This window comes from Streptomyces aurantiacus JA 4570 (assembly GCF_000414115.1).
In the GTDB taxonomy this organism is placed as follows: Bacteria; Actinomycetota; Actinomycetes; order Streptomycetales; family Streptomycetaceae; genus Streptomyces; species Streptomyces aurantiacus_A.
The window spans coordinates 1-24,163 of sequence record NZ_AOPZ01000380.1; the positions used below are offsets into that span (position 1 = coordinate 1).

Below are 24,163 nucleotides of genomic sequence, written 5' to 3' on the forward strand. Positions count from 1 at the left end.
GCCCGTCCGGCGATTGAGGATGAGCGCGTCAGCGCGATTCGGCGCCCGCCACAGCGGCCCGCACGATGGACTGCAGCCGTTCGTGGTGGGCGCCCCGCCAGTACACGCGGCCGCAGGCCCCGCACTCCGCGAACACGTCATACGTCCCCCGGGTCCCGCCTTCGAGCCGCTCGGCCACGTCCTCCTTGCGGGCCGCCCGCAGGGCGCCGTTGCAGGCGGTGCACCGCGTCCACGGCCGCAGCGGCGGCGCGAACCGCTCCAGGACGTCGCTGAGCTGCTCGTCGGGCCGGTCGCTGTAGACGTACGCGCCCGCCCAGAGCTCGCGCCGCCGCAGCAGCCCCCGGTCCCGGCTGAGCAGCACCCGCCGTTCGGCGGCGGACTTCGCGGCGAGCACGGGGTCGCCCAGGTCCGTGCTCTCGTACGCCGTGTCGACGCCGAGCAGCCGCAACCGCCGCGCCAGCGTGCCCAGATGGACGTCGAGGAGGAAGCGCAGCGGCTCCTCGGGGGCCTCGTCGGGCCGCACCCGCTGCGGCCGGGGCACGGCCCGCACCTCGACCCGCTGCCCGGCGGCGGGCACATGCGCGGCCGGCACCTCGCGTCCGTCCACGACGAGCGCGCCGACCTCCGTGAGCGGCACGCCGAGGGACTCGACGACGTGTCCGAGCGTGGACGCGCCGTCGGTGACCGCCGTGGTGGGCCCCTTCCGGCGCTGGTGCGAGACGAAGAGCGCGAGGCCGGGGGCGAAGTCGACGAGGATCTCCGGACCGTTCATGCGGCCAGGATATGAGGGCAGCGCCCCTCGACGGGCCCGGTCAGGCCCTGAATCCGGTCGACAGCATGTCCAGCGTGCGGTCCACCAAATCGCCCAGGTCGTCCTGGTGGTCGTGCTCGGCCCAGTACGCCGACACCTCCGTGAGGGCGCCGATCAGTCCCATGGAGAACGCCCTGACCTCCAGGTCGCCGGCGTCACGGCCGGTGCGTTCGGCGATGACGCGGCACAGCATGCGGCCGGTGACGGACATGCTCTCCAGCATCCGCGAGCGCACCGCGGGCACCTCGACCATCAGCTTGGTGCGCAGCCGCGAGATCTCCGGCTCCTCCGCGGGGCCGAGGCGGACGGCCCGGCGCAGCACCTGCCGCAGGGACTCCACGATCGGCTCGTCGGCGGGCCGCGCGCGCAGGTCCTCCTCCAGGAGCGGGTCGTACTCGTCGGTGAGGACGATGTCCTCCTTGGTCGGGAAGTACCGGAACACGGTGGACGGCGAGACCTCCGCCGCCTCCGCGATCTGCTCGACCGTCGTCGCCTCGTACCCCTGCTCGCGGATCAGCCGGTACGTCGCGTCCCGGATCGCGATCCGCGTCTTCAGCTTCTTGCGTTCCCGCAGCCCCATCCCTGCGGTGCCGGCCGGACCGGGCGCCGGGGCCGCCGGGGAGGTGGCCCGGGAGTCTGGGGCGGCGGAGGGCTCGGGGGTCTTGGTGCGTGCGGCCGTCATGGCGTCATTGTCGGACATCCGTGGGGGCGGGGGCCATGCCGGTGCCGGTCGCCGCGTCGCGCACGGCGCGCGGCAGGAGCGCGGCCACGAGCAGCGCGGCCACCAGTGCCGCGATGCCGCTGACCAGAAGGACGACGTCCATCCCGTGTACGTACGCGGAGTTCGCGGACGCCACCAGGCCGGGCGCGTCGGTGCGCTCGGCCACCATGTGCGCGGCCACCACCGAATCCCCCGCCGCGCCGGCCGCGGGGTCCGGCAGCCCGCCGGTGTCGAGCCGGTCGGTGTAGAGGCCGGACAGCAGCGAGCCGAGCAGCGCGATGCCGACCGCGGCACCCACCTGACGTACCGTCATGATCAGCCCGGAACCCGAACCGGCCCGGTCCACCGGCAGCGTTCCCAGCGCCGCGTCCATGGCAGGCACGGTCCCGAAGCCGAAGCCGAGCCCCGCGATCGAGAGCCACAGCGCCGTGAAGCCGAAGCCGGACCCGGCGGTCGTGCGGCTGCCGAGGATCGCGGCGAAGGCGAGGACCGTCAGGCCCGCGCTGATCACGGCGGGCGAGCCGAAGCGGCGTACGAGCGGCTCGGTGGCCCTGCCCGCGACGACGAGCCCGCCCATCATCGGCAGCAGCCGGAGGCCGGTGCCGAGGGCGTCGTTGCCGAGGACCGCCTGGAGGTAGGGCGGCAGCACGAACATCAGGCCGGCGAGCACGAACATCACGAGCGTCGCCGCGAGCGTGTTCAGCAGGAAGCCGCGGTGCGCGAGGAGCGACAGGTCGAGCATGGGCCGCGCGACGCGGCGCTCGCGCAGTACGAGCGCCCCGATCAGGACGACGGCCGAGGCTTCGGCGCCGAGCACCAGGGGGTCGGACCAGCCACGGCCGGGGGCCTCGATGATCCCGTAGACGAGCGCGGCGAGGCCGGACGCGACGAGCGCGGTGGAGAGGGCGTCGACCTTCGGCGCGGACGGGTCGGTGGTCTCGGGCAGCAGCAGGGCGCACGCGGTGATGCCGAGGGCGACCATCGGGACGTTGATGAGGAAGATCGAGCCCCACCAGAAGTGGTCGAGCAGGAAGCCGCCGACGATCGGCCCGAGGGGCAGGCCCAGCGCGGAGGCCGCCGTGACGATGCCGACCGCCTTGGTGCGCTCGCCGGGACCGAACAGCGCGGGCAGCACGGCCATCGCGAGCGGCATCACGAGCGCGCCGCCCAGGCCCATCACGGCGCGCGCCACGACGACCAGCGCCACGGAGCCGACGAGCGTCCCGATCAGCGAGCCGACGAGGAAGATCCCGAGCCCGGTGATCAGCATCCGGCGCCGCCCGAACCGGTCCCCGAGCAGCCCCGCGGGAAGCATCAGCGCCGCGAACACCACCACGTACGCGTCGGCCATCCACTGCTGCTCACCCGTGCTCGCGCCCAGCTGGTCGGCCATCGTCGGCAGCGCCACGTTGAGGATCGTCATGTCGAAGCCGAGCACGAGCATGGTCGCGACGAGGGCGCCGAGCGCCAGCCAGCGGCGGGGGTCCTGCCGTGCGCCGTCCGGCGAGGTGACAGTGGGCATGAATTGAGAGTAGCTCTCAAAAGGTGCTCGCTGTCAATATCGCCTTAGAGCTCGATTGGTCCTGTTGTTCGGCGGGTGCGGGTTGTTCTGGGCTGGTCGCGCCCCGCGGCGGAGCCGCCGATGTCACAGCCCCGCGCCCCTTCGGGGCGCGCGTTCCGCCGCCAACAAAAAAGGGGGCCGCGGCGTACGCCGCGGCCCCGGAGGAAACCGTGAGTGAAACCGCCCCCCCTGGGGGCGTCAGCCGTGTTGGTACGCGACCAGGGAGATCCCCACGTAATGCACCGCGAACGCCGCGAGTGTGAAGGAGTGGAAGACCTCGTGGAAGCCGAACCAGCGGGGGGAGGGGTTGGGGCGCTTGAAGCCGTACACCACGCCGCCCGCGCTGTAGAGGAGGCCGCCGACGATGACCAGGACGAGGACCGCGAGGCCGCCCGTGCGCAGGAAGTCGGGCAGGAAGAAGACGGCCGCCCAGCCCATCGCGAGATAGCAGGGGGTGTAGAGCCAGCGGGGGGCGCCGACCCAGAAGACGCGGAAGACTATGCCCGCCGCGGCGGCCGCCCAGATGCCCCACATCAGCCACTGGCCCTTGGCGTCGGGGAGGAGCAGCAGGGTCAGCGGGGTGTACGTGCCCGCGATGATCAGGAAGATGTTGGCGTGGTCGAGTCTGCGCAGCACCCCGTCCGCGCGTGGACTCCAGTCGCCGCGGTGGTAGAGCGCGCTCACGCCGAACAGCAGGCAGGCCGTGAGGACGTAGATCCCGCAGGCTATGCGGCCGCGCGTGGAGTCCGCGAGGGCGGTGAGGAACACGCCCGAGATCAGCACCGCCGGGAACATGCCGGCGTGCAGCCAGCCGCGCAGCTTGGGCTTCGCGGGAAGCGCGGGCAGGGGCGCGGGTCCGGACGCGCCGGCCGCGGCCGGATCCGGGACGCCTGCGGAGGAGTTCACGATCGCGTCGGGGACGGGTGCGGTCATGACCGGCATCGTACCTACGGAACCGTAAGTTAGGTATCAAGGCCGACGTACCAGAAGGCTACAAGTGGCGAGCCTCACGGTCACGGGTGTGAGCGCGCCCGGATGCGGGAACAGCGAGTGGCAATGCTCACGCCGCTCAGGTGTGAGGCACTCTGGACAGATGCGCAAACGCGTCGGATGATCAAATGAGTGCGGTCGGCACCGGATGAGCGCCAAAGAGTTCGAAGCAGTGAAGCGTCCGGGTCGCAGCCCCCACGGGGCCCCAACCACAAAAACCCTCGTATAGGAGCAATCGTGGCGCGCGATATCGCGGCTCCCCTGTCAGCGACGTCCGTGGGCACCGTCCCCACCGACCACCAGGAGCTCGTCTCCTGGGTGAACGAGATCGCCGAACTGACGCAGCCGGACCGGGTGGTCTGGTGTGACGGCTCCGAGGCCGAGTACGAGCGCCTGTGCGAGGAGCTCGTGGCCAAGGGCACCTTCAAGAAGCTGGACCCGATCAAGCGGCCCAACTCCTACTACGCGGCCTCCGACCCGACCGACGTCGCGCGCGTCGAGGACCGCACGTTCATCTGCTCCGAGAAGGAGGCGGACGCCGGGCCCACCAACCACTGGAAGGCCCCCGCCGAGATGCGGAAGATCTTCACCGGTGAGGGCGGTGAAGACGGCCGGGGCGGGATCTTCCGGGGCTCCATGCGCGGCCGCACCATGTACGTCGTGCCGTTCTGCATGGGCCCGCTCGGCTCGCCGCTGTCCGCGATCGGCGTCGAGATCACCGACTCCGCGTACGTCGCCGTGTCCATGCGCACCATGACCCGCATGGGTCAGCCGGTCCTGGACGAGCTCGGCTCCGACGGCTTCTTCGTGAAGGCCGTGCACACCCTGGGCGCCCCGCTGGAGCCGGGCCAGGCGGACGTCCCCTGGCCCTGCAACTCCACGAAGTACATCTCGCACTTCCCGGAGTCCCGCGAGATCTGGTCGTACGGCTCGGGCTACGGCGGCAACGCCCTGCTCGGCAAGAAGTGCTACGCCCTGCGCATCGCGTCCGTCATGGCGCGCGACGAGGGCTGGCTCGCCGAGCACATGCTGATCCTGAAGCTCACCCCGCCCACCGGTGAGTCCAAGTACGTCGCCGCCGCCTTCCCGTCGGCCTGCGGCAAGACGAACCTCGCCATGCTGGAGCCCACGATCTCCGGCTGGACCGTCGAGACCATCGGCGACGACATCGCCTGGATGCGGTTCGGCGAGGACGGCCGCCTCTACGCGATCAACCCCGAGGCGGGCTTCTTCGGCGTCGCGCCCGGCACCGGCGAGCACACCAACGCCAACGCGATGAAGACGCTCTGGGGCAACTCGGTCTTCACCAACGTCGCCCTCACCGACGACAACGACATCTGGTGGGAGGGCATGACCGAGGAGCAGCCCAAGCACCTCACGGACTGGAAGGGCAACGACTGGACGCCGGACTCGGAGACCCCGGCCGCCCACCCGAACGCCCGCTTCACGGTCCCCGCCTCCCAGTGCCCGATCATCGCGCCCGAGTGGGAGGACCCCAAGGGCGTGCCGATCTCGGCGATCCTCTTCGGCGGCCGCCGCGCCTCCGCCGTGCCGCTGGTCACCGAGTCCTTCGACTGGAACCACGGCGTCTTCCTCGGCGCGAACGTCGCCTCCGAGAAGACCGCCGCGGCCGAGGGCAAGGTCGGCGAGCTGCGCCGCGACCCGTTCGCGATGCTGCCGTTCTGCGGCTACAACATGGGCGACTACATGGCCCATTGGGTGAAGGTCGGCGCGGACAAGGATGCCGCGAAGCTGCCGAAGATCTACTACGTGAACTGGTTCCGGAAGAACGAGGCCGGGAAGTTCGTCTGGCCCGGCTTCGGTGAGAACAGCCGCGTCCTGAAGTGGATCGTGGACCGCCTCGACGGCCGTGCGGACGGCGTCGAGACCCCGATCGGCGTCCTCCCGACGCCGGAGTCCCTCGACACCGACGGCCTCGAACTGCCCGCCGCCGACCTGGAGTTCCTGCTCACGGTCGACAAGGAGGTCTGGCGCGAGGAGGCTGCGCTCGTGCCCGAGCACCTCAACACCTTCGGGGACCACACCCCGAAGGAGCTGTGGGACGAATACCGCGCGCTGGTCGCCCGCCTGGGCTGAGCCTTCGATTCTCCGCTGCGGCGCGGTGGGGGGACACCGCGCCTGCGGCGCGGTTTTTTCCCACCCGCCCGCCCTTACTACCTACCGGAACAGTCCGGCGAGGTATCAGCCCGTCCGGCGTTTGAGGACGAGGCCCGGAGGGCAGGGCCGAAAAGGGGGGAGAGGGGGCGCAGCCCCCATAGGGCTAGGCGGCGGGAACCAAGTGGGCGGCCTCCGCATGGGCCTCCATGCGGCGGGCCGCCAGAATCGCCGCGCCGGTGTCCGCGCGGGACGCGGCCACCACCAGCGCCCGCCCCGCCAGGGCATGCGCGCGCTGATGCAGCGCGGCCACATGCGGCTCGTGGATGGCGGTGGCGACCGAGGCGCGGACCGGCGGCAGCCCCCCGCGCAGCCGCGCCACCTGCGCGGCAAGCTGTTCGGCGGCCGCGTCCAGACCGGGCTCGGCGGACAGGGCACGCAGCTCGTCGGTCACGGCGAGCAACGCGGCGAGGTGACCGGCGAGCTGGATGTCCAGCTCCTCCTCGCGGGAGCGGTGCGGGAAGTCGCCCGGGTCGGCCAGGGCATGGACCGACTTGGTGCGGATCGGCTCGTACATGGGATGGCCTCCAAGCGGGTTGCTTGAAAGCCATCCTACATTAGATTCTGTCTAAAGTTGACTGAAGCCTTGGCGGAGACCGCGGAGACCTACGGCTGGCTGTAGCCGTCCAGGAACGTTCCGATCCGGGTGACCGCCTCCGTCAGATCCGACGCCGTCGGCAGCGTCACGATCCGGAAGTGGTCGGGCTCCGGCCAGTTGAAGCCCGTGCCGTGGACCACCATGATCTTCTCGGCGCGGAGCAGGTCGAGGACCAGCTGCCGGTCGTCCTTGACCTTGAAGACCTTCGGGTCGAGGCGCGGGAAGAGATACAGCGAGCCCTTGGGCTTGACGCAGGTCACGCCGGGGATCTGAGTCAGCAGGTCGTACGCCGCGTCGCGCTGTTCGAGCAGCCGCCCGCCCGGCAGGACCAGGTCGCCGATGGTCTGCCGCCCGGTGAGCGCGGCGACGACGCCGTGCTGTCCCGGCATGTTCGCGCACAGGCGCATGTTCGCCAGGATCGTCAGGCCCTCGATGTACGAGGCGGCGTGCGCCTTCGGCCCGGAGACGGACATCCAGCCGACGCGGTAACCGGCCACGCGATACGCCTTCGACATGCCGTTGAAGGTGAGCGTGAGCAGGTCCGGGGCGACGGCGGCGGTCGGCGTGTGCGTCGCGCCGTCGTACAGGATCTTGTCGTAGATCTCGTCCGAGCAGACCAGGAGGTTGTGGCGGCGGGCGATGTCGGTCAGGGCGCGGACCATCGCCTCGTCGTACACCGCGCCGGTCGGGTTGTTCGGGTTGATGATCACGAGCGCCTTGGTGCGGTCGGTGATCTTGCGCTCGATGTCGGCGAGGTCCGGCATCCAGTCCGCCTGCTCGTCGCAGCGGTAGTGCACGGCGGTGCCGCCGGAGAGGGAGACCGCGGCGGTCCACAGCGGGTAGTCCGGCGCGGGTACGAGCACCTCGTCGCCGTCGTCGAGCAGGCCCTGCATGGCCATCACGATCAGCTCGGAGACGCCGTTGCCGATGAAGACGTGCTCGACGTCGGTCTCGATGCCGAGCGTCTGGTTGTGCATCACGACCGCGCGGCGCGCCGCGAGCAGGCCCTTCGCGTCGCCGTACCCGTGCGCGTCGCCGACGTTGCGGAGGATGTCCTCCAGGATCTCCGGCGGGCACTCGAAGCCGAAGGCTGCGGGGTTGCCGGTGTTGAGCTTGAGGATGCGGTGGCCTGCGGCCTCCAGCCGCATCGCCTCCTCGAGGACCGGGCCCCGGATCTCGTAACAGACGTTGGCGAGCTTGGTCGACTGGATCACCTGCATCCCCCGAGCGTACTCGGGCGGGGGCGCCTTTCGCGGGGAGAGCTCGGTCACTTCGGCCGGTAGGCGGGTGCGGGTTGTTCTGGGCTGGTCGCGCAGTTCCCCGCGCCCCTTGCCGTACATCCCTCGGGTGGGACTTGGCTGTACGCGGTCTTGTGGTGGTGCCCGACTGCCCCAACAATGCGCATGACAAAACCGAAGGACCTTCGGTTACTTAGTCATCCAGAGGGGACCCCCACATGAACAAGCCTCTCGTCGGAGCCGCGCTCGCCGCCGTACTCATCGGCGCGGCGAGCGTGCCCGCGGCGGCCGTGAGCAGTGACGCGCCCGCGCCCGACAAGCAGACGGCGGCCGTGCAGCCCGCGGCCAAGGCGAAGGCCAAGGCCGTGACCTTCGCCGGGACCGTGGCGCTCAGCAACTGTTCCGGCTCCGTCGTCCGCGTACCGTCCTCGCAGCCGACCGACCCCGCGCTCGTGATGTCCAACGGGCACTGCCTGGAGACCGGCTTCCCGGCGCCAGGACAGGTCATCGTCGACCGCGCGTCCACCCGCAGCTTCACGCTCCTGAACGCGAGCGGCGGCAACGCGGGCACCGTGCGTGCCAGCAAGATCGCGTACGGCACGATGACCGACACGGACGTCTCGCTCTACCAGCTGACCAGCACGTACAAGGACATCGAGAGCCGGTACGGCATCAAGGCCCTCGAACTCGACTCCGCGCGCCCGGCGCAGGGCAAGGCCATCACGGTCGCGTCCGGCTACTGGAAGCGGATGTACAAGTGCAACATCGACGGCTTCGCGTACCGGCTGAAGGAAGGCCGCTGGACCTGGAAGGACTCGGTCCGCTACACCTCCGCGTGCCAGACGATCGGCGGCACGTCCGGCTCGCCGGTGATCGACGACGCGACCGGCAAGGTCGTCGCCGTCAACAACACCGGCAATGAGGACGGCGGGCGCTGCACCGACAACAACCCGTGCGAGGTGGACGAGAACGGCAAGGTGACCGTCCGCCAGGGCATCAACTACGGCCAGCAGACCTACACCATCGTCCCGTGCGTCGGCGCGGGCAACAAGATCGACCTGAACCGTCCGGGCTGCACGCTGCCCAAGCCCTGACCCACCCCCCGGTGGCTCAGGCGGTCCGGCGCACGGCGCGTCCCGCGAGGACGTCCGTGCGCCGGCCGTCCTCGATCACCGGCTTCCCGTCGACGAGGACGTGCGGGATGCCGACCGGGAGCGTGCGCGGTGCCTCGAAGGACGAGCCCGCCGCGACCGTGTCCGGGTCGAAGAGGACGAGGTCGGCGCGGTAGCCCTCGCGGACGAGGCCGCGGTCGGGCAGCCGCAGCCGGGCCGCGGGCCGCGAGGTGAGGTGCGCGACGCACTCCTCCAGGGACAGCACCCCCAACTCCCGTACGTACTTGCCCAGATACTGCGGGAAGGTGCCGTACGCCCGCGGATGCGGCTTGAAGCCCTGGAGGATGCCGTCGCTGCCGCCGGTGTGGACGCGGTGCCGCATGATCGCCCGCACGTTCTCCTCGTGGCCGACGTGCTGCAGGATCGTCGAGCCGAGCCGGTCGTTGATCAGCAGCCGCCGTGCCGTCACCCACGGCTCCTCGCCGCGCATGTCGGCCGACTGCTGGATCGTCTTGCCCACGCAGGAGGCGAGCCCGGGGTCGGAGACGCCGGAGATCTCGATCGTGTCCCACTCGATCGGCACGCCGTGGCATCCGTCCGCGCCGACGACCTCCATGTGGTGCCGGATCCGCGCGGCCGTCCCGTCGTCCTGGAGACGGGACAGAATCGCGTCGGGCCCGCCCTCGCTCGCCCAGCTCGGCAGCATCGCCACGAGCGTCGTGCAGCCGGGCGTGTACGGGTACGTGTCGAGGGTGATGTCGGCCCCGGCGGCCAGCGCGTCGTCGAGCAGCGCGAGCAGGTCGGGTGCCCTGCCCTTGTTCACGCCGAAGTTCATGGTGGCGTGGGCGAGATGGAGGGGGCAGTTCGCGGAGCGCGTCAGCTCCACCATCTCCTCGTACGCCGCCAGCGCGCCGGCGCCGTAACTGCGGTGGTGGGGGCAGTAGTAGCCGTCGTACGCCGCCACCACCCGGCACAGCTCGGTGAGTTCGGCGTCCTTGGCGTACATGCCCGGCGTGTACGTCAGCCCCGACGACATGCCGACCGCGCCCTGCTCCATGCCCTCGGCCACGAGCCGCTTCATCCGCTCCAGCTCGGCCGGCGTCGCCTCGCGGTCGTCCCAGCCCACCGCGTACATCCGGACCGTGCCCTGCGGGATCAGGTAGGCCGCGTTCACCGCGATGCCGCGGCCGCCGTGCGCCCGGTCCAGGCGGTCCAGGTACTCGCCGACGGTGCGCCAGTCGAAGTCGATGTCGCTCCCGTCGCCGTTCCAGCCCGTGATGGCCCGGCGGACCTCGGCGAGGGTGCGGTCGTCCACCGGGGCGTACGACAGGCCGTCCTGGCCGATGACTTCCAGGGTGACGCCCTGGGCCGCCTTCGCGCTGTGGTCCGGGTCGCGGAGCAGTGCGAGGTCGCTGTGGGCGTGCATGTCGATGAAGCCCGGCGCCAGGGCGAGGCCGTCCGCCTCGATCGTCCTCGCGCCCGTCGGCCGGGGGCCCTCGCCCTCCCGCCGGATCTCGGCGACGCGGCCGCCTGTTATGCCTACGTCGGCTCTGTACGAGGCGTCGCCCGTGCCGTCGATGACGCGGGCGCCGCGGATGAGCAGGTCCATGGGGTGCCTCTCTGGGGTGCGGGTGGGGCCCTGCCGGGGGCTCCCCAACCCCACCCCTTCCCGAAACTGGGGGCTCTGCCCCCAGACCGGGGCGGAGCCCCCTGGTTACGGGAAGGGGCGGGGTTGGGGTGTCGCGCAAGCGGTCAGAAATACGTGCGGACGTAATCCGTGACCGTCCCGTCCGCCTCGACGAGAGGGATCAACTGCCACTTGTCGAAGGACGTACAGGGATGGGAGAGCCCGAGCCCCACCCAGTCCCCGACCTCCACCTCGGCGCCCGAGGCGACCCGCAGCCACCCATGCTGATCGGAGAGCCCGGTCACGTCGACCCCCTCGGCAGCCACCTCCGTCCCGTCGGCCCGACGGACAACCTGCGCCGCCGGCAGGTGGAGGTCGTACGCCGCGTCCCGCTTCCCGGCGTTGACGAACGCCTGCTCGGGCGTGGGCCGGGACACGACCTGCGCCCACAGCCGGAAGGCGGGATGCAGGGCCCCCTCCTCGGGCACGCGGTTGAAGGGCGTGAGCGCCTTGTAGTGCCCGTCGTCGTGCGAGACGTACGCACCGGAACGGAGCAACTTCAGCACGGGAAGCGACAGTTGAGGCAGGGCGGCGAACTCGTCGGCCACCGCGTCGAACCACGCGGAGCCGCCCGCGCTGACCACGATCTCGTCGACGGCACCGGGAACGGCGCCGGACTTGAACCGCCCCGCCGCGTCGAACTCCGCGGCGAGCGCGGTGAGCCGCCGCAGCCACGCGTGCACCCGCTCGGGCGTGGCGTCCGGCACCTCGCCCTCGTACCCGGCGACCCCGACGAGCCGCAGCGTCCCCACGGCGGCGACCGCGTCGGCGACGGCCGCGCAGTCGGCCTCGGTGCGGGCGCCGGTGCGGGCGCCGTCACCGGCGGCGAGTTCGACGACCACGTCGACGGGGCGGCGCGCGCCCGCCGAGCGGAGGGCCGCGTCCATCAGTTCCACGCCGCGTACCGAGTCGACGTAGCAGATGAAGCGGAACCCGGGGTCGGAGTCGAGCTCGGCGGCGAGCCAGCGCAGCGCCGCCGCGTCGACGACCTCATTGGCGAGGAAGATCCGCTCGATGCCGAACTCCCGCGCCACGCGCACCTGGTGGGGGACCGCGAGGGTGATGCCCCACGCGCCGTGCGCGAGCTGCCGCTCGAAGAGCTGGGGCGCCATCGACGTCTTGCCGTGCGGCGCGAAGGCGAGGGAGTGGCGGGTCGCGTACTCCTCCATGAGCGCGAGGTTGTGCTCCAGGCGCTCGGCGGACAGGGCGAGGACGGGCGTGGTGAAGCCGCCGGTGAACAGGTTGCGGCGCTCGGCGGCCAGCTCACCGACCGTCAGGCCGGCGGCGTCCGGCGGGAGCGCCTTGAAGCGGTGGTCGATCCGCTCGTCGGCCAGCCGCGCGAGGGCGCTCGTGCGGCGGTCGGCGGGGGCGGGCTTCTCGGCGGCCATGAGGCGCCTCCTCGGCTGTTCGGTCCCGGCGCAACGCCCTCCAACGAGCGCGTTGCAGAATATGCAACGTTCATTGCGTATGTCGCTTACTGCTGTCTAACATCCGAGCCAACGCCGGGTCAACGGATCCGGAGCGCGAGAGAAGCGAGCGAGAGGCTGACACCGACGTGACCCGAGCAGGCGGCGGCGGAGACGCGAACTCCCTGGACACCGACGTGGTGGCGCTCGGCGAGTCCATGGTGACCTTCCTGCCGTCGCGCCCGGGCCGGCTCGCCGACGTGCCGTCCTTCGAGCGCGGCATCGGCGGCGCCGAGTCCAACGTCGCCTGCGCCCTGGCCGCCGCGGGGCACCGCACCCGCTGGGTCAGCCGCGTCGGCGCCGACGGGTTCGGGGACCACCTGGTCGAGGCGATCGGGCGGTACGGCGTGGACACCTCCGCCGTCGGCCGCGACCCGCACCGCCCCACCGGCATCTACTTCCGCACCGCCGACGACCGCGAAACCGACGCCCACGAGGTCGTCTACTACCGCGCGGGCTCCGCCGCCTCCGCGATGTCGCCCGCGACCATGCCGCCCGACGCCCTGTGGTCGGGGCGGCTGCTGCACCTCTCCGGCATCACGCCCGCCCTCTCCGCCGACTGCCTCGCCCTCGTCCGCGACCTGTGCGACCGCAAGCCCGGCCGCCGCTCGCTGGTCTCCTTCGACGTCAACCACCGGCCGCGACTGTGGCGGGACGGCGACGGCGACGGCGCCGAGGTGCTGCTCGATCTCGCGCGCGGCGCCGACCTCGTCTTCGTCGGCGAGGACGAGGCCGCGACCGCCTGGGGCGTCACCGGCGGCCCGGCCGCCCTGCGCGCGGCGCTGCCCGAGCCCGCCGTGCTCGTCGTCAAGCAGGGCGCGCACGGCGCCACGGTCTTCGCCGCCGACCACGCCACCGGCCGCGACACCATCACCTTCGTGCCGGCCCTGCGCGTCGACGTCGTCGCGCCCGTCGGGGCCGGCGACGCCTTCGCCGCCGGGTTCCTCTCCGCGACCCTGCGCGGCCTGTCCGCCGAGCGCCGCCTCCGGCACGGCCACCTCATGGCCGCCGCCGCCCTCACCGTCCCCGGCGACCTCGCGACGCCGCCCTCCCGCGACCACGCCGACGCGCTCGCCGCCCTGGACGCCCCCGCCTGGGAGAGACTGCGGCTCGGCCCCGGCTGGACGGCCGACCACCCTGCCCGGACCACAGCCGCGGCCTCCGAGGAGGTACGTACGTCATGAGCCAGACCGTCGACCGAGCCCTGTCCATCCTGCCGCTGCTCGCCGAGGGCCCCGCCGACCTCGGCCAGGTCGCCGACCGCCTCGGCGTCCACAAGTCCACGGCCCTGCGCCTGCTGCGCACCCTGCACGAACACGGCCTGGTCTTCCGCCAGTCCGACCAGCGCTACCGCCTGGGCGCCCGGCTCTTCGCCCTCGCGCAGGAAGCCGTCGAGAACCTCGACGTACGCGAGATCGCGCACCCCCACCTCCTCGCGCTCAACGAGAAGTGCGGGCACACCGTCCACCTCGCGGTGTACGAGGAGCAGGAAGTCCTCTACATCGACAAGGTCGAGAGCCGCTACCCGGTACGGATGTACTCGCGCATCGGCAAGCCCGTCGCGATCACCGTCGCCGCCGTCGCCAAGCTGCTGCTCGCCGACTTCCCCGAGGCCGAGCGGCGCGCCGTCGCGGAGAAGCTCGACTATCCCGCGTACACGTCCCGTTCGACACCCAACGCCGCCGCCTTCCTCAAGGAACTGGCGCTGGTGCGCGAACAGGGCTGGGCCACCGACCTCGGCGGCCACGAGGAGTCCATCAACTGCGTCGGCGCGCCCATCCGGGGCGCGGACGGCCGGGTCGTCGCGGCCATGTCGGTGTCCGCGCCGAACGTCGTCGTCACGGCCGAGGAACTCCTCAGACTCCTTCCGCTGGTGCGGCGCACGGCGGAGGCCATCAGCAGGGAGTACTCGGGCGCCGTACCGGACGCCCGGAACGCCCTGTGAACACCCCTACCGAGAAGGCAAGCTCATGAGCGAGAAGACCGCCATCACCCCCGCCACGCACACCGCCCCGCCCGCGAAGTTCTCGCACGGCGTCAAGAAGGGCAACATCCTCCAGGTCGCGGGCCAGGTCGGCTTCCTGCCCGCCGAGGAGGGCAAGGCGCCGACCCCGGCGGGCCCCACCCTGCGCGAGCAGACCCTGCAGACCTTCGCCAACGTCAAGGCGATCCTCGAAGAGGGCGGCGCCACCTGGGACGACGTGATGATGATGCGCGTCTACCTCACTGAGGTGGACCACTTCGCGGAGATGAACGAGATCTACAACCAGTACTTCGAGGAGCAGGGCCTCAAGGCCCCGGCGTCCGCCCGCACCACGGTGTACGTCGGCCTGCCCAAGGGCCTGCTCATCGAGATCGACGCGCTGGCCGTACTCGGCTGACGGTCGTACGCGGCTGATTGCCGCCCCACCCCCGCACGCAAGCCGCACGTCGTCACGGCGCGGCGCCCGACACCCCCCGGGCCGCCGCGCCGCGATCCCCCCTGCTCAGAAAGCCCCATGCACTTACACGTACGAGTACGAGTACGAGGTCAACGATGTCCCCGTCCCCCTCCGCGATGCTCGCGGCCACCGCCCCACCACCAGAGGTCCCGCCCCACACCGGCGGCCTGATGGCCCTGATCGACGGCACGGCGGGCCTGCTGACCGTCGCGGCCCTCGGCATCCTCCTTCTCCTCTTCCTGATCATCAAAGTCAGGCTGCAGCCGTTCGTCGCGCTCCTCGCGGTCTCCATAGCCGTCGGCCTGGCGGCCGGCCTGTCGGTCACCGAACTCTTCGGCACCGTCCAGAAGTCGGACGCCGTCTCGCTCATCGAGTCCGGCATGGGCGGCATCCTCGGCCATGTGGCGATCATCATCGGCCTCGGCACGATGCTCGGCGCGATCCTCGAAGTGTCCGGCGGCGCGGAAGTCCTGGCCTCGCGCCTGCTCGGCCTCTTCGGCGAGAAGCGCGCCCCCCTGGCCATGGGCCTGACGGGCCTGATCTTCGGCATCCCGGTCTTCTTCGACGTGGGCATCTTCGTCCTCGCGCCCATCGTGTACGCCGCCGCCAAGCGCAGCGGCAAGTCGATCCTGCTCTACTGCCTGCCGCTGCTCGCGGGCCTGTCGATGACCCACGCGTTCCTGCCCCCGCACCCCGGACCGGTGGCGGCGGCGGGCCTGCTGAAGGTCGACCTCGGCTGGGTCATCCTCATGGGCATCGTCTGCGGCGCCCCGGCCGTCCTCGCCGCCTGGGTCTTCTCGGCGTGGATCGGCAAGCGCATCTTCGTGGCCGTGCCGCAGGACATGGTCGAGGCGGCGGCGGAGGCGAAGGCGGCGGTGGCCGCCGAGCAGCGGGCGGCGGGCCGTGAGCCCCAGGAGAAGCCGGTCCCGCTCGCGACCGTCTTCCTCATCATCGGCACGCCGCTGGTCCTGATCCTCCTGGCGACGTTCTCCTCCATCGCCTTCGACCCGTCCACCGCCCGCTCGGTCATCGAGTTCTTCGGCAACCCCTTCGTCGCCCTGACGATCGCCCTGATGATGGCGTACTACCTGCTCGGCATCCGCCGCGGCTGGTCCCGCAAGTCCCTGGAAACGGTGTCGACCTCATCCCTGAAGCCGGTCGGCAACATCCTCCTGGTGGTCGGCGCGGGCGGTATCTTCGGCGCGGTCCTCAAGGGCAGCGGTGTCGCCCAGGCCCTCTCCGACACCTTCCACGACGTCGGCCTGCCCATCATCGTCCTGGCCTATCTGATCTCCGTCGTCCTGCGCGTGGCCCAGGGCTCGGCGACGGTCGCGATCGTCACGACCGCGGGCATCGTCGCCCCCCTCCTCGCCGAGGGCGACTACTCCAACGCCTTCACGGCCCTGGTCATCATGGCCATCTCCGCGGGCTCCATCTTCGCCTCGCACGTCAACGACGGCGGCTTCTGGATGGTCGCGAAGTACTTCGGCATCTCGGAACGCGACACCCTCAAGACCTGGACGGTCCTGGAGTCGGTCCTCTCGGTGGCGGGGTTCGCGGTGGCGGCGGTGGTGAGCCTGTTCGTTTGACTTGCTCCGCACCCTGAGGGGTGGGGATTTTGGCCGTCCCTGCCGGTTGCTGTGCCGCTACGCGGCACGGTCACCGGTGGGGGTTCCGTGGCTTCCTGTTTCTTCGCGCTGTGCCAGAACGGGTTCTGGTCCTACCGGCGCTCCGCAGGCTGATACCGCCAGTCCGGCGGCCATTTTGACGTTACGAGCGGCGTTGGTGTCGCGGTCGTGGACGGTGCCGCAGGCGGGGCAGGTCCACTCCCGGATGTGCAGGGGTTTGGGCCCGTCGTGGTGCCCGCAGACGGAGCAGATCTGGCTGGTCGGCTCGAATCGGCCGATCGTGATCAGGGTGCGCCCGTACCGGCGGGCTTTGTAGTCGAGCATCGCGAGGAATGAGCCCCAGCCCGCGTCGTGCACCGATTTCGCCAGCCTGGTGCGGGCGAGTCCGCTCACCGTCAGGTCTTCCACTGCGATCGCTTGGTTCTCGCGCATCAGCTTTGTGGACAACCGGTGGAGGAACTCGCGGCGGGCGTCGGCCACTTGGGCGTGGGTGCGCGCCACCCTCCGGCGGGCCTTCTCGCGGTTCTTGGATCTCTTCTGCTTGCGGGACAGGTCCTGCTGGGCCTTCTTGAGCTTCTTCTCCGCGCGGCGCAGGAACCGCGGTGAGTCGATCTTCGTGCCGTCGGACAGGACGGCGAAGTGGGTGAGGCCGAGGTCGATGCCGGTGCTCTGGTCGGTGGCGGGCATGCGCTGCGTGTCCGGTCTTCGCTCCCTTGCGGTCGCCCTTGAGCGAGGCGAAGAGATTGCGGTACGCCGACTCAACGTCACGCAAGGACTGCTGGAGCACCACGGAGGAGACCTCCGCGAGCCACGCTCGTTCCGGGCGCTTCTTCGCCTCGGTGACCAGCGCTCGGGAGAGCAGGCCAAGCGAGGGGTAGGGAAGGTTCTCGGCGTGGGCGTCACGGCGGGCGCGCACGGCGTCGTTGTAGACGACGCGGGCGCACCCGAACGCCCGCGCCAGCGCACGGGCTTGGCCGGGCTCCGGGTACAGGCGAAACGCGTACCGGAGCTGCATGCCGCTGATCGTACGAACAGGGCACACACGCGGGAACAGGGAACATGTGTTCCCTGCCTCATCCCGGCCCCCGACGGACCGGGAGCGTTCTCCGTCTTCGCCGGGACGCGAGTACAGCCGCTCCGCGCCTGCGGCCTCCTGTTTCCGTGCCGCTCCGCGGCACGGTCACGAGATTCGCTTCACCTCCGGCCTGAAGGCCGGAGCACTGCGAATGAATCATGGTAGAGGGGCCTCGTCCTCGTACGTACGCCGATGGGGAGCCCGGCTGTCGGGTCGGGTGCCCTAACTGCCGCATACAGTGGGCGTATTGGGGGACCGGGGGAGGGGTTTCATGGCGCGGGGGCGGCAACTGAGGCGACGGCTGTGGAGTTCGCCGGGCGGGTGGGTGCTGGGAGCGGCTGCCGCCCTGCTGTGCGCGCCGCTGCTCGCGGCGTGCTCCGGGGGCGGGGCCGACGGCGGGGACCGCCTCCCGCGGGCGGAGACGGCGCGGCTGACGGCGATCGCCGACGCGTACCTCCAGCGCCGGGCCGACGCGGTGACCGCGGTGGCCCGCGACACCGGCCCGCTGCCGCCACCCGCGCACCTGACACCCGCCTTCGCCCGCCGAACCGCCCACGACCTCGGCAAACTCGCCGAGAGCGGCCGCCAACTCCAGCGCGTCGACGGCGGCTACGGGCGCGCGCAGGTCGACACCGTCGCGCGGGCGGCGACGAGGCGGGGCGACACCGTCACCCTCGAGGTCATGGAGGACACCGACCTCCTCCCCCCGGCCGACCAGGCCGACGCCCCGACCGAGGAGTACGCGCTGTCCCACACCCTCACCTTCGAGCGCACGGACTCCGGCGGCTGGCTGCTGGCCGGGGACCGCCCGGAGACGGGGGCCGGGATGCCGCCGGCCACCCAGGTCCGCGCCGCGTCGGGCTAGACAGGTCGAACTCCGCCTTCACGGACGACACTTCCGCCAGAACAGATGGTGTGTCACGCCGCTCGGGCTGGGCACGACGTCGAGATGGAACCGGTCGAGCAGTTCGTCGGGGGACTCCCAGAGTCGCAGTCCGGCCCCGAGCTTCACCGGCGAGACCGCCACGTGCATGGTGTCGACGAGGTCGGCGTCGAGGAACTCCCGGATGGTGGTGACCCCGCCGCCGAGCCGGACGTCCTTGCCCTGAGCCGCCTCCCGCGCCTGCGCCAGGACGGCGGCCGGGTCGCCGTCCACGAAGTGGAACGTGGTGTCGGACAGCGTGAACGAAGGACGCTTGTGGTGCGTCAGGACGAACACCGGGGTCCGGAACGGGGGCTCGTCCCCCCACCAGCCGCGCCACTCATGGTCGTTCCAAGGCCCGCGCAGGGGCCCGAACTTGTTGCGGCCCATGATCTCGGCGCCGATGTTGCGGTCGTAATCCCGCGTGAGGTAGTCGTCGAGGCCACGGCTCCCGCCAGGGTCCGTACGCATGGGCCAGCTCGCGGTGGCACCCGCCCAGGCGAACAGCTTCCCGGGATCGATGGCGTGGCCGAACGGGTGCTCAAGGGTCTGGTCCTCACCGGCCCCGATCCCGTCACTGGAGACGTTGAAGTTCTGGACCCTCAGTAGCTGCTGAGCCACGTGTTCCTCCTGGGTTGGCGACACCTGGATTGGCGACAACGGTGGTGAGACTCTCCGGGCGGGAGAAACTCATCGCCACGGAGTCGGGGTAACCGGCGTCCGGCTTGCCGGATACCCCGACTCCTGCCGGGTGCCGCTCAGCGGCGGCGTGGGAGGACGTCGCGGAGGCGCTCCAGCGCACGAGAGATACGGACGTCGCCGCAACGCCTTTCGTGGACGAGGTGGTTGGCATTGGCCACCTTGACGGCGCACGCTGCCAGGGCCAGCAGGGCGCCGGTCAGAACCCCGCCGACGGCGAAGGCAGTGGTGCGCCGCGAGGAACGCGGCGGCAGATGGGTCGCCATCGAGCCGGTCAGGTCGGTCAGGTCGGTCGGCTCGGTCAGGTCGGACAGGTCGAACTTCGAGACGATCGAATTCACAGTGGCCACAGAGGGCTTCCTCTCCACCCGGTGAGCGGGCGGTCCGCTCGTCGGTTCATTCGCGGAGAGACTGCGCTCTGCCTGCACGGATATGCGCCGGACGCCCGGATTCACCCCCTGTGAGTGATCACCGCGCTTCGGCTGATTCGGCTCGACACGGCGAGAGGCCGTCAAGAAGACACCCCTCGCCGTGCCGTGTAGCCCTGGCTGCCGTCAACCACCGTCAGCTACCGGAGCAGTACTGCTGCTCCTTCCCGATGGACCGATACATGCAGTCCGAGTTCTCCAGCAACTGCAGCACCGCGTCCTTGTTGCGGGACGTCTCGCGTTCGATGACCTCGTCGGGCGGGTAGAAACCGCCGCCGCCGGAGCGCGGGTACATCTCGAAGGTGTAGCTGAAGATCTTCTGGTCGCCCCACAGCCAGTCGTCGATGGAGCCGTCGGTGATGTAGAGGTCGCTGGCCTGCTCGGGGGTGTAGCCGTTGCTCGCGGCCATCTTCCGGCCGACGGTGGCGTGGGCGTCGCGGTCGTCCTGGGTGAGGCCGGGAGCGGTGTCGGCGTAGGTGTAGCCGTACGGCCACAGGATCAGCTCGCTGTACGTGTGGAAGTCGATCGCGGCCTTGATCTGCTGCTTGCCGCCGACGACCCGGCTGCGTACGAAGTCCGCGACGACCTTGACCTCGGGGGCCGACTCGGCCCGCGTGCCGCGGTAGGTCTCGGAGCCCGTGGAGCCGGAGGAACCGCCGCAGCAGCCCCACTTGAAGGCCCAGTTGCGGTTCATGTCGGTGCCGACGTTGGCCGAACCGGAGTTGGGCTGGCGGTTCTTGCGCCAGCTCCGGTAGGAGCCGGTGGCGATGTCGTACTCGCCGCCGTCGGGGTTCATGTCCGGCACGATCCAGATCTCGCGCGAGTCGAGCATCTTCTTGATGCGGGCGTCGGCCGCGTAGCCGGAGCCCAGCTCGCGCAGCAGATACAGGGCCATCTCCACCGTCAGGTGCTCACGGGCGTGCTGGTGGTGGGTGAAGAGGACCTCGGGCTCGGCCTCGTCCGTGCCGACGTTGTCGCTGATCTTGATGGCGACGATGTCGCGGCCCTGGTACGACTTGCCGATCACGCGCTTGCTCATCAGGCCCGGGTACTGCTGGAGCCGCTGGTCGATCTCCGCGGTCATCTCCGCGTAGTTGTGGTAGCGGGAGTCGGCGGGCGGGAAGTCCCGCACCTCGGCGCGCTTGCCGTCGGTGCGGGCCGGCGGCGCGGGCAGCACCTTCAGCGTGTAGCCGAGCGCGCGCAGCTTCTTGGCCTGGGCGGCGTCCGCCGTGACGACGACCGCGTGGTCGTCGGCCTCGTCGATGGACACGCCGGTGGCGGCGACCGCCGTGCGCGCGGCGGGGGTCGAGGGACCCGGTATGGAGTACTGGCGGACGTCCTCGTCGGCCGCGGTGGCGGCCGCCGCCCGCTGTGCGGCCTTCTTGGCCGAGGGCGACGAGGAGTCGGACGCGGTGGCGCTGATGGGCGCCGCGACCGCGAGCGCGAGCACGGCCGCGAGGGCCGCTGATCTCTTTCCGCGGATGCGAAGTCGCATGAATGCTCCTGTGGGGGTGGGGGGTGGTGCACTGCGACGCATGTGAGGTGCGGGTGACTCGGGTGCACGGGTGCCGGGTGGGCAGGCCGTGCGGCCCCATGGTCGCGGCATGGCATGCTCCGGTCAATGGCTCCTTTGAGCCGTCCCTGGCCCCTCATCCGCGCGTCCCTGCGCACGTGCCTACGCACCCCTTGTGCACCAGGGGTCTTTGCGCTTTCTTGATCGCATGGCCGAAACCAAAGGTGGACCCAGCACAGCCGGGGACGACGCCGCGGCGCCCCGCAAGTCCAGTTGGAAGTACATCGGTCCCGGCATCGTCGTCGCCGCGACCGGCGTCGGTGCGGGCGACCTCGTCGCCACGCTCATCGCGGGCAGCAACTTCGGATACACGCTGCTGTGGGCCGCCGTCATCGGCTGCGTCGTGAAGATCTCCCTCGCGGAGGCGGCCGGCCGCTGGCATCTGTCGACGGGCCGCACCCTGTTCGACGGCTGGTCGAGCCTCGGCCGCTGGACGACGTGGTTCTTCGTCGTGTACGTCGTGATCTGGGGCTTCGTGTACGGCGCGGCCGCGATGTCGTCGTCGGGGCTGCCGCTGCAGGCGCTGTTCCCGGACGTCATGGACCTCAAGTGGTGGGCGATCCTCACCGGGCTCGTCGGCCTGGCCTTCGTCTGGTTCAACAAGTACGACGTGTTCGAGAAGGTCATGACGATCCTGGTCGGCGTCATGTTCGTCGTCACCGTCTACCTGGCGATCCGCGTCACCCCGAACCTCGCCGACGCCTTCGCGGGCCTGCTGCCCGTCGTACCGGACGAGAAGGACTCGATCCTCAACACGCTCGGCCTGATCGGCGGCGTCGGCGGCACCATCACGCTCGCGGCGTACGGTTACTGGGTCAACGCCAAGGGCTGGACGAACTCGGGCTGGATGAAGGTGATGCGCCTCGACAACCGCGTCGCGTACATCACGACCGGCGTGTTCGTCGTGGCGATGCTCTTCGTCGGCGCCGAGATGCTGCACTCCTCGAACGTCGCGATCGCCAGCGGCGACAAGGGCCTCGTGCAGCTCTCCGACATCCTGGAGAAGGAGTACGGGAACGCCACCGCCAAGCTGTTCCTGATCGGCTTCTTCGCCACCTCCTTCACGTCCCTGATCGGCGTCTGGCACGGCGTGAGCCTGATGTTCGCGGACTTCGTGGAGCGCTACCGGAAGGCGAAGGCGGGCGCCGCCAGCACCGCCCTGACCGGCGAGGAGGTCGCCTCCGGCGCCCGCGAGAAGTCGGTGCCGTTCCGCGCGTACCTGCTGTGGCTCACGTTCCCGCCCATGATCCTGCTCTTCGAGGGCCAGCCGTTCCGCCTGATCATCATCTACGGAGTGCTGGGCGCCGCCTTCATGCCGTTCCTCGCCCTGACCCTGATCTGGCTCCTCAACTCCTCGCGCACTCCGGCCGAGTGGCGCAACGGCTGGCTGAGCAACGGCATGCTGGCGGTCGCGGGCCTGCTGTTCCTGATCCTGTGCGTCAAGCAGATCGCGGACCAGGACTGGGGCAGCTTCTTCTAGCGCTACGGGCGGCCGTTGGTGCTACGGGAGACCGTGTACGTGCGGCCCCACGGCGTTGGACCACGCGTTGCCGTTGGCCGCGTCCCAGTTGGTGGACCAGGTCATGGCGCCACGGATGCCCGGGTAGGTCTTCGACGGCTTGAAGGAGCCGCAGTTGGTGCCCTTGGCCAGGCAGTCGAGGGCTTTGTTCACCACGGACGGCGAGACGTAGCCGGACCCGGCGCCCCGCGTCGACGCCGGCGTGCCGATGCCGACCTGCGACGGCGCGAGCCCGCCCTCCAGCTGGATGCAGGCGAGAGCGGTCAGGAAGTCGACGGACCCCTGGCTGTAGACCTTGCCGTCGCACCCGAGCATCGAACCGCTGTTGTAGTACTGCATGTTGACGACGGTGAGGATGTCCTTCACGTTCAGCGCGGTCTTGAAGTACTCGTTCTTGGTGGACTGCATGTCGATGGTCTGCGGCGCCATCGTCAGTACGAACCCGGGGCCGGCCTTCTGCCCCAGTGACTTCAGGGCCTGCGTCATATAGGTGGAGTTGAGCCCGTTCTCCAGGTCGATGTCGACGCCGTCGAAGCCGTACTCCCGCATGAGGGAGTAGACGGAGTTCGCGAAGTTGGTGGCGGCGGCCGAGCTGTTCACCGCCACGGCGCCGCGCTCACCGCCGACCGAGATGATGACGGACTTGCCCGCCGCCTGCTTCGCCTTGATGTCGGCCTTGAACTGGTCGACGGTGTAGCCGCCGAGCCCGGCCGAGTCGAGGTTGAAGGTCACCTGCCCGGGCGTGCCGGTGGCGTCCGCGAAGGCCACGGCGATGATGTCGTACTGGTTCTGGACCTGGCTCAACTTCTGTACGGTCGCGCCGTTGTTGAAGTTCTGCCAGTAGCCGGTGACGGCGTGCTTGGGCACGGCGCGGCTGCCCGCGGGCCCCTGCGCGCCGGCGTCCGCCGTAGGAGCACCGGCGGTGAACAGCCCGGTCAGGGCGAGCCCGAGAGCCGCAAGACCACCGGCGAGAGCGCCGACCCTGCGGCGCGGGGGTATGTGTGCGCGGTCCACTTCTGCCTCCGTGGGGGGATGTGGGGGAGTGGCCCGGTGAAGGCCGGGAGGAAACGGTGGCCACCGCTGTTTGCTTGGTCGTACAAGCTGGTCCAGACCAATGAGGTTGTCAAGAGTTTGAACAGAGCGGGGCGGGGGGCGGGAGCCGACTGCGAAGAGTGATCCTCCGCGCCCCCGAGGTGGCGATTTCTGTGCGGCCCCGCGCGGCCCCGCGTCGATCGCAACCGTCGCGTCGGCAAAGCGATGTAACGGTGACACGGCCGCAAACCTGGCTGCGGCGCGGTCGCCGGAATGGCGCGTTCGCGCCTCCGGCTGTTCGTCGATCTCACTTTGCGTGATGAGTCGCACGTCGGTCGACCGGCGCTGGAAGCTCAAGTTCCGCCCGTTTTTCGGCACTTAGGCTTCCCTGGACACCTGGAATTGTGTCGCCCTTCACATTGACTTGGGGAACTGGTGCCGAGTTAACTCACTCCGCCTGCAAACTGTGAAGGATTAGTGACTCTGG

The 24,163-nt window shown here is 70.5% G+C and carries 20 protein-coding genes and 1 pseudogene; 8 read left to right on the forward strand and 13 right to left on the reverse strand.

Annotation, left to right across the window (positions count from 1 at the left end):
- Positions 1-28 precede the first annotated feature (28 nt).
- The 4 genes from STRAU_RS31245 to trhA all read right to left on the reverse strand — a co-directional run bounded on the left by STRAU_RS31245 (position 29) and on the right by trhA (position 4,026).
- Positions 29-772, reverse strand: coding sequence for a Mut7-C RNAse domain-containing protein (locus STRAU_RS31245; RefSeq protein ID WP_016644413.1), 744 nt, complete (start codon positions 770-772; stop codon positions 29-31).
- Positions 773-812: 40 nt separating this feature from the next.
- Positions 813-1,493 carry a TetR/AcrR family transcriptional regulator gene (locus STRAU_RS31250; RefSeq protein WP_016644414.1) on the reverse strand — a complete coding sequence of 227 codons (681 nt, stop codon included), beginning with the start codon at positions 1,491-1,493 and terminating at the stop codon, positions 813-815.
- Positions 1,494-1,497: 4 nt separating this feature from the next.
- The gene (locus STRAU_RS31255; protein WP_016644415.1) at positions 1,498-3,054 is read right to left on the reverse strand and encodes an MFS transporter; all 1,557 of its coding nucleotides are present in this window, start codon (positions 3,052-3,054) and stop codon (positions 1,498-1,500) included.
- Positions 3,055-3,291: 237 nt separating this feature from the next.
- Positions 3,292-4,026, reverse strand: coding sequence for a PAQR family membrane homeostasis protein TrhA (gene trhA / locus STRAU_RS31260; protein WP_037663134.1), 735 nt, complete (start codon positions 4,024-4,026; stop codon positions 3,292-3,294).
- 294 nt (positions 4,027-4,320) lie between these two features.
- Between trhA and STRAU_RS31265 the strand changes: the two genes are divergently transcribed.
- Positions 4,321-6,180: a phosphoenolpyruvate carboxykinase (GTP) gene (locus STRAU_RS31265; RefSeq protein ID WP_037663119.1), complete on the forward strand. Its 1,860-nt coding sequence runs from the start codon at positions 4,321-4,323 to the stop codon at positions 6,178-6,180.
- 184 nt (positions 6,181-6,364) lie between these two features.
- Here STRAU_RS31265 and STRAU_RS31270 read toward each other — a convergent pair whose 3' ends face one another.
- Both STRAU_RS31270 and STRAU_RS31275 read right to left on the reverse strand, forming a co-directional pair.
- Positions 6,365-6,775 carry an SCO4983 family protein gene (locus tag STRAU_RS31270; RefSeq protein WP_016644418.1) on the reverse strand — a complete coding sequence of 137 codons (411 nt, stop codon included), beginning with the start codon at positions 6,773-6,775 and terminating at the stop codon, positions 6,365-6,367.
- A gap of 89 nt (positions 6,776-6,864) precedes the next feature.
- Positions 6,865-8,076 (reverse strand): pyridoxal phosphate-dependent aminotransferase, encoded by a 1,212-nt coding sequence (locus tag STRAU_RS31275; RefSeq protein WP_016644419.1) that lies wholly within the window; start codon positions 8,074-8,076, stop codon positions 6,865-6,867.
- A gap of 236 nt (positions 8,077-8,312) precedes the next feature.
- On the opposite strand from STRAU_RS31275, the gene STRAU_RS31280 reads away from it, so the two are divergent.
- A complete protein-coding gene (locus STRAU_RS31280) occupies positions 8,313-9,188 on the forward strand; it encodes a S1 family peptidase (protein WP_016644420.1) in 876 nt (291 codons plus the stop codon).
- Positions 9,189-9,204: 16 nt separating this feature from the next.
- Here the strand turns inward: STRAU_RS31280 and STRAU_RS31285 are convergent, their stop codons facing one another.
- Complete coding sequence (locus STRAU_RS31285; RefSeq protein ID WP_016644421.1) at positions 9,205-10,815, reverse strand: N-acyl-D-amino-acid deacylase family protein; 1,611 nt, start codon at positions 10,813-10,815, stop codon at positions 9,205-9,207.
- Between the two features lie 143 nt (positions 10,816-10,958).
- Positions 10,959-12,281, reverse strand: a complete 1,323-nt coding sequence (locus tag STRAU_RS31290; RefSeq protein WP_016644423.1) for an alanine racemase — start codon at positions 12,279-12,281, stop codon at positions 10,959-10,961.
- Positions 12,282-12,448: 167 nt separating this feature from the next.
- Here STRAU_RS31290 and STRAU_RS31295 point away from each other — a divergent pair, with 167 nt between their 5' ends.
- From STRAU_RS31295 to STRAU_RS31310, 4 genes are all read left to right on the forward strand, one after another.
- Entirely contained in the window at positions 12,449-13,543 is a 1,095-nt protein-coding gene (locus STRAU_RS31295) for a sugar kinase (RefSeq protein ID WP_016644424.1), read from the forward strand.
- The gene (locus tag STRAU_RS31300) at positions 13,540-14,304 is read left to right on the forward strand and encodes an IclR family transcriptional regulator (RefSeq protein WP_016644425.1); all 765 of its coding nucleotides are present in this window, start codon (positions 13,540-13,542) and stop codon (positions 14,302-14,304) included. Before STRAU_RS31295 ends, STRAU_RS31300 begins: the two co-directional genes overlap by 4 nt.
- Before the next feature lie 25 nt (positions 14,305-14,329).
- Positions 14,330-14,740 (forward strand): RidA family protein, encoded by a 411-nt coding sequence (locus STRAU_RS31305; RefSeq protein WP_016644426.1) that lies wholly within the window; start codon positions 14,330-14,332, stop codon positions 14,738-14,740.
- A 155-nt stretch (positions 14,741-14,895) separates the two neighbouring features.
- A complete protein-coding gene (locus tag STRAU_RS31310) occupies positions 14,896-16,389 on the forward strand; it encodes a GntP family permease (RefSeq protein ID WP_016644427.1) in 1,494 nt (497 codons plus the stop codon).
- A 57-nt stretch (positions 16,390-16,446) separates the two neighbouring features.
- Here STRAU_RS31310 and STRAU_RS31315 read toward each other — a convergent pair.
- A pseudogene (locus tag STRAU_RS31315) lies at positions 16,447-17,443 on the reverse strand (RNA-guided endonuclease InsQ/TnpB family protein).
- Positions 17,444-17,774: 331 nt separating this feature from the next.
- On the opposite strand from STRAU_RS31315, the gene STRAU_RS31320 reads away from it, so the two are divergent.
- Complete coding sequence (locus tag STRAU_RS31320) at positions 17,775-18,368, forward strand: hypothetical protein (RefSeq protein WP_158692170.1); 594 nt, start codon at positions 17,775-17,777, stop codon at positions 18,366-18,368.
- An 18-nt stretch (positions 18,369-18,386) separates the two neighbouring features.
- Here the strand turns inward: STRAU_RS31320 and STRAU_RS31325 are convergent, their stop codons facing one another.
- The 3 genes from STRAU_RS31325 to STRAU_RS31335 all read right to left on the reverse strand — a co-directional run bounded on the left by STRAU_RS31325 (position 18,387) and on the right by STRAU_RS31335 (position 21,047).
- The gene (locus STRAU_RS31325) at positions 18,387-19,046 is read right to left on the reverse strand and encodes a dihydrofolate reductase family protein (protein ID WP_016644430.1); all 660 of its coding nucleotides are present in this window, start codon (positions 19,044-19,046) and stop codon (positions 18,387-18,389) included.
- A 137-nt stretch (positions 19,047-19,183) separates the two neighbouring features.
- Positions 19,184-19,474, reverse strand: coding sequence for a hypothetical protein (locus tag STRAU_RS31330; protein ID WP_037663124.1), 291 nt, complete (start codon positions 19,472-19,474; stop codon positions 19,184-19,186).
- 214 nt (positions 19,475-19,688) lie between these two features.
- A complete protein-coding gene (locus STRAU_RS31335) occupies positions 19,689-21,047 on the reverse strand; it encodes a M14 family metallopeptidase (RefSeq protein WP_037663125.1) in 1,359 nt (452 codons plus the stop codon).
- Between the two features lie 226 nt (positions 21,048-21,273).
- On the opposite strand from STRAU_RS31335, the gene STRAU_RS31340 reads away from it, so the two are divergent.
- Positions 21,274-22,605, forward strand: coding sequence for an Nramp family divalent metal transporter (locus STRAU_RS31340; protein ID WP_016644433.1), 1,332 nt, complete (start codon positions 21,274-21,276; stop codon positions 22,603-22,605).
- Between the two features lie 21 nt (positions 22,606-22,626).
- Here STRAU_RS31340 and STRAU_RS31345 read toward each other — a convergent pair whose 3' ends face one another.
- On the reverse strand, positions 22,627-23,658 hold the full coding sequence (locus STRAU_RS31345; RefSeq protein WP_016644434.1) for a chitinase: 1,032 nt from the start codon (positions 23,656-23,658) through the stop codon (positions 22,627-22,629).
- Positions 23,659-24,163: the final 505 nt, after the last annotated feature.

What these genes read in the sequence shown, in the direction of transcription:
- STRAU_RS31245 (WP_016644413.1), bottom strand. Translation starts at nt 772, where the DNA reads ATGAACGGTCCGGAGATCCTCGTCGACTTCGCCCCCGGCCTCGCGCTC.
- STRAU_RS31250 (WP_016644414.1), bottom strand. Translation starts at nt 1,493, where the DNA reads ATGACGGCCGCACGCACCAAGACCCCCGAGCCCTCCGCCGCCCCAGAC.
- STRAU_RS31255 (WP_016644415.1), bottom strand. Translation starts at nt 3,054, where the DNA reads ATGCCCACTGTCACCTCGCCGGACGGCGCACGGCAGGACCCCCGCCGC.
- trhA (WP_037663134.1), bottom strand. Translation starts at nt 4,026, where the DNA reads ATGACCGCACCCGTCCCCGACGCGATCGTGAACTCCTCCGCAGGCGTC.
- STRAU_RS31270 (WP_016644418.1), bottom strand. Translation starts at nt 6,775, where the DNA reads ATGTACGAGCCGATCCGCACCAAGTCGGTCCATGCCCTGGCCGACCCG.
- STRAU_RS31275 (WP_016644419.1), bottom strand. Translation starts at nt 8,076, where the DNA reads ATGCAGGTGATCCAGTCGACCAAGCTCGCCAACGTCTGTTACGAGATC.
- STRAU_RS31280 (WP_016644420.1), top strand. Translation starts at nt 8,313, where the DNA reads ATGAACAAGCCTCTCGTCGGAGCCGCGCTCGCCGCCGTACTCATCGGC.
- STRAU_RS31285 (WP_016644421.1), bottom strand. Translation starts at nt 10,815, where the DNA reads ATGGACCTGCTCATCCGCGGCGCCCGCGTCATCGACGGCACGGGCGAC.
- STRAU_RS31290 (WP_016644423.1), bottom strand. Translation starts at nt 12,281, where the DNA reads ATGGCCGCCGAGAAGCCCGCCCCCGCCGACCGCCGCACGAGCGCCCTC.
- STRAU_RS31300 (WP_016644425.1), top strand. Translation starts at nt 13,540, where the DNA reads ATGAGCCAGACCGTCGACCGAGCCCTGTCCATCCTGCCGCTGCTCGCC.
- STRAU_RS31305 (WP_016644426.1), top strand. Translation starts at nt 14,330, where the DNA reads ATGAGCGAGAAGACCGCCATCACCCCCGCCACGCACACCGCCCCGCCC.
- STRAU_RS31310 (WP_016644427.1), top strand. Translation starts at nt 14,896, where the DNA reads ATGTCCCCGTCCCCCTCCGCGATGCTCGCGGCCACCGCCCCACCACCA.
- STRAU_RS31320 (WP_158692170.1), top strand. Translation starts at nt 17,775, where the DNA reads ATGGCGCGGGGGCGGCAACTGAGGCGACGGCTGTGGAGTTCGCCGGGC.
- STRAU_RS31335 (WP_037663125.1), bottom strand. Translation starts at nt 21,047, where the DNA reads ATGCGACTTCGCATCCGCGGAAAGAGATCAGCGGCCCTCGCGGCCGTG.
- STRAU_RS31340 (WP_016644433.1), top strand. Translation starts at nt 21,274, where the DNA reads ATGGCCGAAACCAAAGGTGGACCCAGCACAGCCGGGGACGACGCCGCG.